Source organism: Persicimonas caeni, assembly GCF_006517175.1.
Taxonomy (GTDB): domain Bacteria; phylum Myxococcota_A; class Bradymonadia; order Bradymonadales; family Bradymonadaceae; genus Persicimonas; species Persicimonas caeni.
In genome coordinates, this window is sequence record NZ_CP041186.1 from 215302 (window position 1) to 229982 (window position 14681).

8 protein-coding genes are annotated in these 14681 nt (G+C 65.5%); 5 read left to right on the forward strand and 3 right to left on the reverse strand.

From position 1 onward, the window contains the following. The first annotated feature begins 627 nt into the window (after positions 1-627). From FIV42_RS00950 to FIV42_RS00970, 5 genes are all read left to right on the forward strand, one after another. The gene (locus FIV42_RS00950) at positions 628-1419 is read left to right on the forward strand and encodes a hypothetical protein (protein ID WP_141195851.1); all 792 of its coding nucleotides are present in this window, start codon (positions 628-630) and stop codon (positions 1417-1419) included. A gap of 541 nt (positions 1420-1960) precedes the next feature. Continuing rightward, positions 1961-3604 (forward strand): hypothetical protein, encoded by a 1644-nt coding sequence (locus FIV42_RS00955; RefSeq protein ID WP_141195852.1) that lies wholly within the window; start codon positions 1961-1963, stop codon positions 3602-3604. Then, positions 3604-4410 carry a hypothetical protein gene (locus tag FIV42_RS29910; RefSeq protein ID WP_168210307.1) on the forward strand — a complete coding sequence of 269 codons (807 nt, stop codon included), beginning with the start codon at positions 3604-3606 and terminating at the stop codon, positions 4408-4410. The genes FIV42_RS00955 and FIV42_RS29910 overlap by 1 nt, the downstream gene beginning before the upstream one ends. An 11-nt stretch (positions 4411-4421) precedes the next feature. Next, entirely contained in the window at positions 4422-4901 is a 480-nt protein-coding gene (locus tag FIV42_RS00965; RefSeq protein ID WP_141195853.1) for a cupin domain-containing protein, read from the forward strand. Between the two features lie 644 nt (positions 4902-5545). Then, positions 5546-6346: an MOSC domain-containing protein gene (locus tag FIV42_RS00970; RefSeq protein WP_141195854.1), complete on the forward strand. Its 801-nt coding sequence runs from the start codon at positions 5546-5548 to the stop codon at positions 6344-6346. A 125-nt stretch (positions 6347-6471) separates the two neighbouring features. Here FIV42_RS00970 and FIV42_RS00975 read toward each other — a convergent pair whose 3' ends face one another. The 3 genes from FIV42_RS00975 to FIV42_RS00985 all read right to left on the reverse strand — a co-directional run bounded on the left by FIV42_RS00975 (position 6472) and on the right by FIV42_RS00985 (position 14597). Continuing rightward, on the reverse strand, positions 6472-8631 hold the full coding sequence (locus FIV42_RS00975) for a c-type cytochrome (RefSeq protein ID WP_141195855.1): 2160 nt from the start codon (positions 8629-8631) through the stop codon (positions 6472-6474). Between the two features lie 104 nt (positions 8632-8735). Further along, positions 8736-10922, reverse strand: coding sequence for a hypothetical protein (locus FIV42_RS00980; protein WP_141195684.1), 2187 nt, complete (start codon positions 10920-10922; stop codon positions 8736-8738). 231 nt (positions 10923-11153) lie between these two features. After that, a complete protein-coding gene (locus FIV42_RS00985; protein WP_141195856.1) occupies positions 11154-14597 on the reverse strand; it encodes a ComEA family DNA-binding protein in 3444 nt (1147 codons plus the stop codon). Positions 14598-14681: the final 84 nt, after the last annotated feature.

Genomic DNA, 14681 nt, shown 5'->3' on the forward strand with positions numbered 1-14681 from the left:
TCAACAGCGGCGAGCGCGCGTGGTGGTCGCTCACCTTATGGTGCCCTCGCGCTCGCAGGGCCTCCCCCGATTTCACGAAGGCCTCCTGCGCGAGTTTTGGGCCTTTGTGAAACTCACGAAGCCCTTCCACGCGAGTTTTGGGCCTCTGTGAAACTCACGAGGCCTCCCCACGCGAGTTTTGGGCCTTTGTGAAACTCACGAAGCCTCCCCACGCGAGTTTTGGGCCTTTGTGAAACTCACGAAGCCTCCCCACACGAGTTTTGGGCCTTTGTGAAACTCACGAAGCTCTTCCACGCGAGTTTTGGGCCTTTGTGAAACTCACGAAGCCTCCCCACGCGAGTTTTGGGCCTTTGTGAAACTCACGAAGCCCTTCTGCGCGAGTTTTGGGCTTCTGTGAAACTCGCGAAGCCCTCCTGCGCGAGTTTTCGGCGTTCGTGAGTTTCACACAGGCTCCCCGCACGCGCGTTGCGCGATCGGGACCGGTCTTTTATGCTGCCGGTTATCGTTTTCACATTTGTGTAGGGGAAACGACCCGTAATCCCGGCGCCCCATGCGTGTTTCGCAAGAGGGCACCGCCGTTGATTTCTTTTCTGATTTCTTGATGAGGAGGATGTGATGCAGGGTTCGTTGAACAAGACTACGAAGAACAAGCTGGCGAATGGAAAGCAACTCGTGGCGATGGCCGAGGTCAATGGCCCGGCGGTGGCCGAGGACCTCGAGCGGCGCCAGAAAGGTGCCGATGGCCAGCGCTGGACGAAGACGCAATTCGAGACGCTCTTTGTCTGGATCGCCGGCCAGATGCAGGCGGCCAACGATCATCTCAAGAAGGCCGCGTTGAAATACGCGGCCGAGCAAGCCGACGATGCCAGCAACGCGACCATGCAAGAGTCGCTCGTCCACCGCCTGCGCACGGTGCGCAACACCGCCGGCGAGATTGTCGGCGTGGACAAGCTTCGCCAGTTCGGGCTGAACAACCAGCCGCCCCACGACCAAGAAGGCGTCATCCCCTACGCCGAAAACGTCGTCGAGTTGCTGCGCGCCAACCCCGACCCGGTGACAAATGACGTCGGCCTGACCTTCCAGAGCGTGCCGGTGGCCGACGCCCTCGAGGCCAAGCTCGTCGAGTACCGCGACGAGCGCACCGACGCCAACCGCGAGAAGCGCCAGCTGCAGCAGGCCAAGGCCGACCACGACCGCGCGGTCGACTACTGGGACGACATCTACCAGGGCGTGGCCAGCCAGCTCGAGGGCCTGTTCCGCCAGGCCGGCCGCCACCAGCTCGCCGACCGCGTGCGCCCGACCTGGGCGAAGTCGACCGGCCGCGAGCGCGCCGACGAAGACCCCGTCATCGACGCGGGCGACGAGCCCCGGGTCGACAGCGGCGAGTCGCCCCAGGTCGACGAGCCGGTCGAGGCTTGAGGCCTCTGGCGTAGGCCCCCAAGACCGAGCCCCCGGCGAGCCCCTGCTCGCCGGGGGCTTTTTCATTTATGAGACGTTGCGCGCAAATTGCTCGCGTTATGAACGTCGAAAAACGCTGTATACGTCCCACCGAGGGCCACTCAACAAAAACCCACGCAGAAATTTCGCGCCACCACAGGTCGATGCATCTTGTGCACCGTCGCGCGGCCGACGACGAAGCGTCGAATGTCGACAACCTCCCTCTTTTCTTTCCCCTTGACGCCCCGCCTCAGCAACCGCATTCGCACTTCCTCCGACGAAACCTGCAGACCCTCACCTCCTTGGCATGTGAGTTGCGTTCTTAAAGGGCCATGAAGACATCGGCGTAGCGAGTCGCTTCGCCACTTCAAACAACTTTAAGACTGCTCGAATACACTGCACTAAGTAATTCGGTGCGGGGGCATCTTGCCCTCGTCTGCGAGAGCTGGAAGCACTCCCACCGAAAGACGAAAGTGCTCCGTAATTGCACTTCAAGCCCGGCACCGCCGAAGGAAGCCCCCCGATGACGAAATACACTCGAATGGCATGGTTCGCCACGATCGCCTTGATTGTCCTATCCCTCGTCGCAGCGTGCGGCGATGGGACGGAAGATGACGGGCCCCTCGAATCGACGACAAATAACGGAGCCGACGCCGGCGACATCGACGGCGGAAACAACGACGCCGGCAACAACGACGGCGGCAACGCCGACGCAGGCAACAACGACTCCGGAAACAAGCAGGAGGAGATCGACCCCAACGAAGCCGAGCTGCTCGACCCCGCTGATTACAAGTACAGCAACGAGTACACGTTCACCCTGGACAACGTGCTGGGCGGCGTCGACGGGGTGACCGCGGCCGACGACCCGAGCATCATCTGCCAGAACGGCTGCGACGAAGACGTCATGGTCGACGGCTCGCTGACCCTGTACCCCATCGACAACGGGTTCGGCTGGAACGCGGTCGACTTCGTGGGCGCCATGCAGCGCCCCAGAGACGGGGTGCACGAGGAGGGATGGGTCGGCCCGCTGAGCGACGCCGACGGCAACCACCAGGGCATCGCGGTGGCCAACGTGCCCACGCTCAAGTACAGCGTCGGGCCGGGCCGCGGCCAGTGGTGCGCCGGACTCGGTGGCGCGATGGTCAAGTGCAAGACCGACCACTACGTGACCATGGAGCATATCCTGACGTGCCACGAGACGGTGCCGTACCTGAACTTCGACCCGGTCACCGGCCAGCCGACGATGTCGGACTACGAGAATTGCCCGCCGCTCGACGACAACCTGGACATGGATCCGCTCGAGCTCACCGAGTACATGTTCGACCTCGACGAGTCGAATATGGCTCAGAGCTCCGACTACACGATCTATCTGGGCGAGCACGAGGGTGAGTACAAGTACCTGTGGGGCAACTACGAGAAGCGCCCCACCGACGTCCGCCTGCTGGCGCACGTGCCGCTGCCGGACGAGTGGAAAGAGGCCGGGCGCACCTTCGAGGTCACCGAGGCCAAGCTGGCGATCGTGCACACGATCACGAACAACCCCAACGACAAGATCCTCATCGAGGACCTCGACACCGAGGTTCCGTCGGGACGCCTGCCCGGCTACGAGATCGAGCCCGACGGCCGCTGGGTCTCCACCCGCGACTGCTACGAGGGCGACGGCGACTTCATCCCCGCCGGCACGACCCTGCGCAACCCGCCGTACGCCGACACCGCTCGGTTGACCGAGGACCTGCAGGACGGCTTCACCAACGCCTGGTACACCACGCTCGACCGCGAGCCGTTCGTCAACGAGGGCACGGGCCATCGCTGGAGGCTCAAGGCGCCCAAATTCGGCCAGGACCTGCCCGGCGTCGAAATCCCGGTCGACGCGTGCACGCCCGCGCCCCTCAAAAAGGAGCAGATCAAGTACAGCCGCGGTGACCTGACCACCACCATCATCGACCTGCTCGCCGACCTCGAAGAAGGCGAAGGCACCCCGTTCTCGATGAGCACGGGCTTCGTGCAGCCGAACGCCGAGCAGGACATCGTCGCGGAGAACCTGACCGCCAACGGCGTGCGCTTGACCGAGGACCTCGAGCTGTCAGTCTACGTGAAAGCCGACCGCAAGCCGGTCCGCCTCTACAAGGCGGTGCTCTACCTCAACTACGAGGAAGTCACCGAGTGATGTCGCGCACCTTACGCCCCATCATGCTCGCGCTGGCGGCCCTCGCGGCCGCCAGCTGCGGCGAGCCCGCCCCGGAAGGAACCTTCGACAAGGTCGACCCGGCCCGCGTCGAGGATTATATCCGCAGCGACAGCCATCGGCGCCTGGTCTTGGAGGTCGACTACGTCAGCGGGCATGCGCCCTCCCCGGAGTCGATCGCCCAACTGGTCGACGGCCTCGACGGCCTGGTCGACAAGCCGGGCGGCGTCGAGGTGGTGCTCGATGAGGCGTTGGCCGCCGGCGGCGACGACGACGTGTGGACCCTGTCGCGAATCGACGCCGTCGAGCGCGACACCTTCGATCTGGACGTCGACGCCGAGACCATCAAGATGCACGTGCTCTTTTTGGACGGCCACTACGAGCGAGACACCGCCGACACCCAGATCCTGGGCTTGTCGTGGGCCAACCGCAACGTGGTGGTCTTCAAAGAGCGACTCGACGAGACCTGCGCCAACGACAGCGGCGAGACGCTTCGCCGCCGCGGCCTCGTCGAGAAGGCGTGCCAGCAGACCGAGCTGGCCATCTGGACCCACGAGGTCGGCCACGCCCTCGGCCTGGTCGCCAACGGCCTGCCGATGGTCGACGACCACCAAGACCCCGCCCACCCCCACCACGACCACAACGACGCGTGCGTCATGCACTGGGCCTACGACCGCGCCCAGGCCTTCGACGAGGTACGCAAGCGCGTCGTCGACGACGAAGACGCCCCCCCGCTGGGCTTCGACGACGCCTGCCGCGCCGACATCGCCGCGATGCGCGAGCGGTGACCGGCCGCCAGTTGGCATCCCCGTCACATGTCTACTATTTGATCGATCCCCGGCGGGTCCCACCACCATCGGCCTGCGCCGACGTCTTCGAGTGGGCAGCCCCCGGCAACCTCCTACCCAAAGGCGCCGAACTCGCCGTCATCGAGGGCGACCTGAACGACGACGAGATCGCGGTTGTCCGGCTGCGCTTTCCCGCCGGTTACGTCATGCCGCCCCACACCCACTCGTCGACCGACGAGCGCATCACCGTGCTCTCCGGCGCGGTCCACTTCGCCAACGAGGCCGAGTTCGACAAGCAGGCGTCCACGCGCATGGAACCCTTCTCCTACGTGCGAGCGCCGGCAAAGCAGCCACACTTTGCCTGGACCGCCGAGGGCGAGGAGACCGTCATGGAGATCGTGATGGATGGGCCCTTCGACATCACCTACGTCAACCCGGAGGACGATCCGCGGCGCGCCGTCGGCGGCGGGCCTGCCGAGGGCGAAGACTAGTGGGGTAAGTCCCTACCCGTGGCCGTGGCCACGGTCACGGTCAGTCGCCTTCATTTGGAGGCAGCGCTTCCAGCGCTGGTTGCATGAGCGTACGGCCTTGCAACCAGGACAAGATGCCCACGCACTGAACCGTCTTTCGGTGCGAGTGCTTCCAGCTCTCGCTGACGAGGGCAAGATGCCCACGCACCGAACACGTCACGCTGTCGTCTGTCGGTGCGAGTGCTTCCAGCTCTCGCTGGCGAGGGCAAGATGCCCACGCACCGTACACATCGCGCTGTCGTCTGTCGGGGCGAGTGCTTCCAGCTCTCGCTGGCGAGGGCAAGATGCCCACGCACCGAACACATCGCGCTGTCGCCTTTCGGGGCGAGTGCTTCCAGCTCTCGCTGGCGAGGGCAAGATGCCCACGCACCGAACCCCCTTTCGGTGCGAGTGCTTCCAGCTCTCGCTGGCGAGGGCAAGATGCCCACGCACCGTACCCCCTTTCGGTGCGAGTGCTTCCAGCTCTCGCTGGCGAGGGCAAGATGCCCACGCACCGTACCCTCTTTCGGTCACGGGGGCGATTGAGAGCTTCGGGAGTCTGGCGCTGTGAGTCCCTACGATCATACACTCCCGGAGACTTTTTACCTCCGAGCCCCGACCGCGCCATGAACGACATCGTCATCTCCTCGCTGCACATCTACCCCGTCAAGTCCGCCGCCGGCGTCGAGGTCGACGCCGCGCGGGTGACCGACCGCGGCTTCGCGCACGACCGACGCTGGATGGTCGTCGCGCCGGACGGCACGTTCATCACGCAGCGCTCGCATCCGAAGCTCGCGCTGGTGCGGCCGAGCCTGGGGGGCGGTGAGCTTCGCCTGGAGCGGGCGGGAGCGGCGCCCCTGGTCGTGCCTGCGGAGCTCGGGCGAGGCGCGGAGCTCGAGGTCGAGGTGTGGGGTGAGCGGTGTAAGGCGCTCGATGCGGGCGACGAGGCGGGTCGGTGGTTCGGTGAGGAGTTGGGCACTGACTGTCGGCTCGTGTTCATGCCCGAGTCGACCCGCCGCGCGGTCGACCCGAAGCATGGCGGCGCCGATGACATCGTCAGCTTCGCCGACGGCTACCCTTTCCTGCTCATCGAGCAGGCGTCGCTGGAGGACCTGAACGGCCGGCTCGACGCGCCGGTGCCGATGGACCGGTTTCGGCCGAATATCGTGGTCGACGGCGCCGAGGCGTTCGCGGCCGACGACTGGGAGCGGGTGCGCATCGGGAAGGTCGAGTTTCGCGTGGCCAAGCCGTGCGACCGCTGCGTGGTCACGACCATCGACCAGGCGACCGGCGAGAAGGGCAAGGAGCCGCTGCGGACGCTGGCGACCTATCGGCGCGAGGGGAGCAAGGTGCTCTTCGGGCAGAATCTGATCCAGCAGAATGAGGGCGTGGTGCGCGTGGGGGACCGGCTGGAGGTGTTGGAATAGTGGTCGAGTTGTTTGGAGGCAGACCTTCCAGGTCTGGTTGCAGGAGCGTGCGCTTTGCTTCCAGACCTGGAAGGTCTGCCTCCAATTTTTCGAAGTTGGCGAGAGCAGGGATGCACTCGCACCGATCACTCGAAGTTGGCCCGCAGATACGTAAACAAGTCGGTCAGCTCCTCGTCGCTCAGGCGCTCGCCCCAGGCGGGCATATTGCCGCGGCCTTCGATGATCGTGTGCAACAGTTGCCAGTCGGTCTTCTGCGCGAAGCGTTGGGCGAGCGCGGGGCCGAAGCCGCCCTCCCCTTCGGCGCCGTGGCAGTCGGTGCAGCTCTCCTCGGCGGTGGCGTTTCGGAACACCTCTTCGCCGCGCGTCGGCGAGCCTTCGCCGTGTAGGATGTCGTTGCGGCGGGCCCACTCTTCGTCGCGTGCGCCCTGGTATTCGACCTCGGTGCGCACCAGCTCGGTCAGATCGTCCAGGCGGCTAAAGGCCCACGAGTAGTCGGCGGCGAAGTGCGTGCGGCGGCGCAGCCGGCCGTTGGCCGGGTAGCGGTTGGCCTCGTTCATGTCGGCCGATTCGTGGGCGATGATCTCGTCGACGTCGAAGGGCTGCGGCTCGTCGCCCAGGGCTTCTTTGTAGCGCGAGCCGGCGTGCTGGTGGCAGCCGATGCAGTTGGTGCGCGCGTTGCCCTCGGCGTGCTCGATATACGGGTTGCTGCACCAGGTGGGCGCGCCCGGCTCGGGGTTCGTCGCCGCCAGCGCGGCCTGCAGGCTGGGCAGGTCCTCGAAGCGCGCGAGCACGTCGGCGTCGGCCTCGGTGTAGTCGACGACCACGCACATCTTGTAGTTGCTCCACACCGGGTCGAGCTCGCCGAAGCTGTCGGGGCGGTCGGCGCCGAAGTCGGAGTCGGGCGTGTCGCTCCACCACAGCGTGATCCACTGCCAGTGGCGAAGCTCCTTGGTCATGATGTGCAGGCCGGTCAGCCGGTAGACGCCGCCCGAGGAGGTGCGAATCGTGTAGATGTCGTTGGGGCCCGGGAAGGCGAGCTCGGTGGGGTCCTGCGGGGACTCGTAGGTGCGGTCGCCCTCCTCGTCCCACAAGGCGTTCTGGCCGGGGCCGATGCGCCGCTCGAGCGCCTCGGCGTCGGTGTCGTAAGCGGGGAGCTCGAAGCCAAAGCCCACGCGCGACCAGGTCGCCTTGATGAGCACGGTTCCGCCGGCAGACGGCAGGCCGACCAGGTGTCCGGCCTCCTCGGGGTCGAGCCCCTCCCACGGGTCGCCGGCGTCGGCTGGAAACTCATTCGCGAAACACGTCGAGAAGTTCTCGGGCGGGTCGACGCAGTCGTCGCCCTCGGCGCACCAGGTGTCGGCGAGCTTGTCGTCGCGGCAGGCCAAGATCTCGGGATAGTTGCGCATCATGTGCAGCACCATCGCCGGGCTGTAGACCATGCGCGCGATGCCGCCGCCTGCGGCCGACGAGCCGCTGAACTTGCTCTGGCGCGCCTCGGCGCAGCGCTGCTGCCAGTCTTCTTCGCTCTCGCCCTCGAATCGCTCGATCTCGCAGCCGTACAGGTCGAGCACCGCGTCGGTGTAGCGCCTCAGCGGCCAGCGGCTCGAGCGCTCGACGGCCGTGTGGTTGTAGTGGAAGGCGTCGCCGATCTGCACGTCCGACAGCGGCGCGCGGGCGAGCCGCTCCTCGTCGGTGAGCTGGGCGTAGGCGTGCTTGAAGATGCGGTTGATGTCTTCGACGCCGTACCAGGTCGCCCAGCGCGGGATCTTCGGGATTTCCTGGCCGTCGGGCAGCGTCAGGTGATCGCAGGTGGGCTGGCAGGTGCTCGTCGCTTCGTCCCAGGCGCACAGGCCGTCGACGTCCTTGGGCGCGAACGCTGCGCAGGCGTCGGCGTCGTCTTGGCGCGCGCAGCGGTCGATGTCGCGCGTCGAGACCTCGGCGGGACACTCGGGGAGCGCCTCGATTTGGTCTTGGAGGCCGAGCAGCGGGACGGGTTCGAGGACCTTGAAGGCCGACTGCCAAGCGACCTCGCGCCGGCGGCGCATGTTGGTCTTGAGCTCGGCTTCGGCGTCGACGGGGTTGTCGAGCAGCTCGCTCGCCGGCACGTAGGGGTCGGGCACGCCTACCAGGGAGCGGCCGAAGACGTCTTCCTTGCCGTTCTCGGAGCTGTCCCACGGAAAGCCGAGGGAGTCCTGCTCGGCGCGTGTTTGGTCGGCCCCGGAGGGGTTACACGCGGTGAGCAGGGCTGCCAGGGTCAGCAACAAAAATGTGGAGGATGAGCGCATACGGTTCTTGATGTGAAACAGTTGTGAGATGCCTTGCAGGTTCGCGGCCTCGGCCCCCGGCGCCTGCGCGCCGCCACCCCCGTGCGAGGCCCACTCGATTCGGATCACCTATTCGCCTTGTTTTGAAAGGGGGGATCCGATGCGGGGGTATTTGCCTCCGGTAAAAGACGTGCGGCAGTTAAGGGGGCTCTGATGGCGATTGTTATGTTGGCCTGCTGGGGCAGGCTGTTCCACTGTAGCCGCTCGTCCCAGGTTTTCCGGCGTCGCTGGCGACGTGCGGCGGTCATCGCCAGATAGTCTACGTGGCGAGTTGAGGAATCCGGTGGAGATTTTGTCACCTCGACCTTGAGGCTTCGAGCAGCTTTTCGAAAGGCGTTGCGAAAGGTGCTTGCGACCAGTACCGGCTGACGCATGTGGAGGTCGCCGGGTTCGGGCAAGTCGTCAGGAATCGACAGTCTAAGCCCTAGCAGGGCCGTTGAGGGCGACGCCTTATCAGCGGGATCACTGCCATGCGTCGGCGCGTCAGCGGCCTTATCTTGGCCTTGGATCGCAGCTGGCTCATCGTGCGCACCCAGCGTGGCTGGCGGCGGCATGTGAATCTCGATCTCTTTTCTGTAGGTCGGCGACGTCGACGAGGTGCATTCGCGGCGGAAGGGGCAGCCCTGGCAGGCTTGTGGGGAGCCGATGCGGAATCTGACGATCACACGGCCGCCGCGCTGGCGCATTCCGGACAGGCCCAGATAGGCGCCTTTCGCACAGCCGATCTGGCGGGTTTGAGCGTCATAGCTGAATCCATCGAGCCCACCGATGCGCTGCTCGACCTTTCGGGTGACACTCTGCCACCAGGCGTGCGATGCCTCGAAGCCGACGGCGAGCGAGGCCGGCTCCGGACGGCCTGCCGCTGGGGCTGCGTGGGGTGCGGGGGCACCGGTCGGCGCGAGCGGCAGCGTGTCGGCCGATTCGAGCTTGCGCGGCGCAGCCTCGACGTCGATAGGCTCGAGCTCGCCGAAGAGCTCGGCGCCCCTAATAGCCCTGAAATTGTGTAGCCAAACCCCCAGCGCCATCATGACCTGCTGGCCGGGCGCGCAATCCGAGTACATCTTCTCCAGATCCATGTGCCGATCGAGTCGGGCAAAGCCGTTTTCCTGGCGGCCGGCCCGGGCGTAGTAGGTGGTGACGACTTCTGCGGCCGGATAGGCCGTCGGGTCGAGATCGCAGGCGTAGACCTCGTACTGAAGCCCGTCGACAAAGCATCCGGCGCCGCGCTTCTTGCCGTCGGTCGGCTCAAAGCAGCTGACCACCAGCCTGGCCCGGGCGTCACCAAGCCAGTAGTCGCCCATTTCGGTCGCCCAGCGCTGGGGGCCGCTTCGGGAATCGTCGACCTTCTGCCATGTCTGCTGGGCCAGCTGAGCGCGCACCGCAGGATCTTTGAGCGGCTCGTAGTAACGAAGCCGGGTCAAAAAGTGCACCGGCGAGCGAAGCGCCGCGCGCAGCTGGGCAAACCCTCCCTGGTGGCCGTCGATGGCCAGAAAACACCGGCCGGGCTCGAGCCCGCGGGCGTTGGCCCATCGCTCTATCAGTGCCAGGCCCTGCGCAAAGTCATCGCTGAGCTGGCCGTTTCCGGCCGCATAATTCATCGCCAGATAAAGCCCGCTTCCCAGATGCTCCAAGATCGACGTCTCCATCTGGACGTCGGCGCGCTTTCGGCCCGAATAGCCCGGTTTGGCGCCCAAGCTGTCGACCCGACGGCGGGCGGGCGGGTACTCCTCGCCCTCGCACAGCGCCCGGCGTCGAAAAGGCTGCACGCGCCCATCGATGGCGAAGCCGTGCCAGGACTGCCCGGTGCAATCGCGCCACAGCACAGCCTCGTAGGCCGAAAAAGGCGCCGCCGGGGTCCATGCTCCGAGCAACTGCTCTTTGAATCGACACGCCATCTCCTCGGGAATGTCGCCCAAAACGCGCGACATCGATGCCTGGCTGCAAAGCCTGTCTCGCCCCCCTGCCGCTGCCAGGGCCTGCGACCACCCTCGGCCATTGACTTCGTCGAGCATCCCACGAAGCCCCGAGTACGTGGGCTGGGCGCTAAAAAAGGCCAGCCCCGCCAGCACCGCGTCGATAAACTGGTAGCCGCTTCGGTCGAGCCGAAACTGCTGCTCGATCTCGTCGAAAATGCCCTCACCGCGCAGATGCTCGCAGGCTACGATATACTCGTTGAAGTGAGCGGGCACTGCTCGCTGCGGCTCGGAACGCTCGTGATTTTGGAGGCTGACATTGAGGCGAGTGTCTGGCATGATCGTCTCCGGATGTAATGATTTCCAGGCTTTGTGCCCGGTTTGTTTTTGGTCGAACAAAATCATTACATCCTTTTTGTTTTCTTGACGATCCTCCCGATCGGTCGCCCCCCACGCCTCCTCGCTGATTCGGATCGAGTGGGCGAGGCAACGGGGGTGGGTATGGTCGGCTTAAAAACCGAATCGGGTCATTGAGGCGGTTGAGGCTGTAAGGCAAACAAAACCGAACTCCTACAATTGCTGGGCCAAGCGAATCGCGGCGTCCGAGGCGACGGCTTTGTCGCCGTCGGGCCCGGAGACGAGGAAGTAGATCCAGCCGTCGGAGCGGAAGTGCGGGAAGAGCGCGCGGGTCTTCGCCGGCATGTCGGTGATTTGATAGGTGTCGCCGGTGATGATGTCGGTCAGGTACAGGTTGGCCGTGTCGTTCTCGTAGTGGTGCGTGACCGAGTAGCGCTCGTCGAACGAGATATTCGCCTTGGCGCCCGGGGTGCACAAAAACTGGACCGGCTGGCTGATGTCGATGTCGTAGCTGCCCTGCGCGTTCGGGGTCGCGTCGACCTTGCGGATCATGTAGCCGAGCGCGTCGCCGTCGGGGCCGGCGAAGCGGCTGATGACCATCTTGCCGGACGGCGACAAGACCGAGTCACCCTCGTAGGGCGAGTCGACGACGACGGCTTCCTTTTGGGTCCACTCGGTTCCGTCGAAGACCATCGGCGAGAACTTCATCGTCGAGCCTTCGTAGAACGGCGCCTCGGGGTCTTCGCTGCCGCGGCCCGGGTCGCTGGTGAACTCGCTGTTGATGACGAAGTAGTCGCCGCCGTCGGTATTGACGGCCACGTGCTGGTACAGGTTGATGCCCTCGGCGTTGGTGCAGCCGGCTTCGCTGAAGTCGATGCCGTCTTCGATGGCGTCTTGCTGGGTCAGGACCGACTGGCCGCAGAGGCCGGCGCCGGCGCCCTGCATGATGAAGCCGTCGTTGTTGGGGAAGAAGCCCGGGTCGTACGAGCCGCGCACGCCGATATCTTCGCCGGTCACCAGGTCGGTGATGGTGGCGCGGAAGCCGTTTTTGTTGCCGCCGCCGTTGCCCACGAAGCGGCCGTCGGCCGACGAGCGCATCCAGTAAGAGGTGTCGAAGCCGAGGTCGCGGATCTCGACGACGCGGCTGTCGGCGACGGCCTCGTGGGCCCAGTCGGCCTTTTCGGTGTAGCCGTCCTCGAAGCAGTTGAGCGGGTCGGAGCCGGTGCAACCGAACATGTTGATGCCGTTCTCCTGGTTGCGCGCGCCCCAGCCGTCGAATTGCATGTCGTCGACGTGGTTTTCGAGCCACGGAATCGAGTTGGTCAGCCCGTAGCGGGTGCGCACGTCGTCGCAGGTCGCCGGGGGCGGCGTCTCGGGCAGGAACTCGTCGAGGTGGGCGAGGCCCTCCTCGGTGAACCACTTGTAGACGATGGCGAATTCACGCGCGCTCAGCGGCGGGTGGCTGCCCTTGGGCATGCTCACGCGCTGCAAAAACGCGCCGTACTCGAGGCCCCAGTCGGCGCCGTAGGCCTTCTCGAACAGCCTGGTGAAGAAGGGGAACTGCGCGCCGGCGGCCATGATGCCAATTTTGTAAGCAGCGAAGACGCTCTCTTCGTTGTCGTCGCGGCGCATGTAGTTGACGAGCTCGCGCGCCTTCTCGGGCGTCATCGACTCGACGTCGGCCTTCATGTCGATGCCGTCCTGGACGGCGGTCACGGTGCGCTTGCGCCAGCTCCGGAAGCCGAAGCGCGAGGTGGCGTGGCATTCGCCGCAGCGGCGGGTGCCCTCGCTCGACTCGCCGTCGGCCTCGTAGGGCGCGCCGAGGATGGCGAGCGCCTCTTTGGCGAGCTCCTCGCCGCTCAGCTCGACCTCGGGAAGCTCGGTCGGGTCGCCGGGCTGCTTGGGAAGGTCTTCCCACTCACAGGCGCCGTCGCCGGGGTTTTCCGCGCAGTGGCGGATGAAGTCCATCGCTTTTTTGTACTCCGAGTCGGCCCACAGCTCCTCGTTGAGCACGTCGTGGGCGTTCGGAGGCATCCAGTAGACGAATTCGAAGGCCTTGTGGCTCTCGGTCAACAGGGTCTCCCAGCGGGTGTCGGCGCCCTCGAGGCGGTCGAGCCAGGGGGCCTGGCCGCAGAAGACGCAGCCGCCGTCGGGGTTGTTGCGCGAGGAGTTGGTGCTCGGCGAGGTCCACTGGTCCATGCCGATGCGGTGGCAGCTCGTGCACGCGCTCGCCTCTTCGCTGACGAGGTGTCGGGGCTCTTCCCAGCCCTGGTCCTCGGCGTCGACGAGCTTGTAGGGGCCGTTGTAGCCCTCGACGAAGTCGGGGTGCTCGCCCATCTTCGGCACGACCGTGTTGCCGTCTTCGTCGACCGCGCCGTCGATCCACGGGGTGTGGATGAACGGGTCGGTGCTGTGACAGCCCTGGCACTGGATGCCGCCGTCGGGGCCGATGCCGCCCTCGATGCCGCCCCACAGGTCGCTCCACATCTGCGGCGACGCCTCGCTTTTGACGTTGTCGGCCGGGTGCGGGATCTGCATGCCGTCGTTCGACGGGCGGTGGGTCTCACCGTTGGGCAATTGGTTCTGGAAAAAGCAGGTCTGACCGGTGAACGGGTTGTGCCCGATCATCGCCATGTCGTTGTAGCGGCCCACCGTCTCGCGGTGCGACTTGCGGCAAAGGAGGACCCAGTGGGTGCCCTCTTCGTTGCGGGCGTGAGCGACGCGCGGGCCGTTGGCTCCGGTGCGAGCGTCGGGCTCGCAGTGGCTGTAGATCGTCTGAGGGTTGTCGCACTCGTCGACCCATTTGTCCTGGGGGACGCCGTCGACGGTCGAGGGAATGGGCGTGCCGACTTCGGTGCAGTCGACGGTGTTCCAGTCGGGCGGCGCGAAGCGGTCGCCCTGGGAGTCGGCGTACGCTTGGAGGTCGGCGATGGTCACCTCGCCGATGCCGTCGATGTCGTCGAGCTCCTCGATGTCCTCGAAGGTCCGGTCGTCGTCGGTGTCGAGCTCGCCGTCTTCACCGGCTCGATAGTCGATGATGAGCTGGGCGCGGTCGGAACGGATGCCGACGTCGTTGATAAGCTCGTCGAGCGTCAGCGTGTTGGCCACTGCCAGCGTGCCGGGGCCACCGCCGATGCGCTCGCCCCAGAACGGGATATCGCCCATCTCGGTGATGCAGGCTTCGGCGTAGGCCTGGTTGCTGACGATGCGCACGCCGTCGTCGTAGGCGTCGAATTTGCCGTTCTCACCCAGGCGGTCGAGCGCCTGGCGGATATCGTAACGCGCCTGGTGCACGATGCCGTTGCCGGCCTGGATGCAGACGTCGACGTAATAGGTGTTCTCGAGGCGCTCTTGGTACTGCTCTTCGGTCTCGCCCAAGAGGCTGTGGGGCGTGGTCGCGTTCTCGAACATCGACAGGTCGACCGCCGGGCCGGTGTAGACGTGGTCGCCGCGATTTTGGTTATGCGCGGGCATGTCGGGCGCCATCGACTTGCAGTCGAGGCTGTCGCCCTCGGCCAGGGAGCGCACGCGAGCGCGCAGCTTCTCGCCGCCTTGCAGATCACGGTTCAAGATGATGACGAGCTTGCTCTCTTGGGTGTCGTAGCCGAGCTGCGACTCCAGGGGCTTGCTCTTGTCGGGACCGCTACATGCTGCCAATCCCACTGCACTAACGAGGCAAATACCTGCCAAATAGCTGCGATGTGTCACGGGTTCATCCTTGTATCTTTCAACATATCTTTC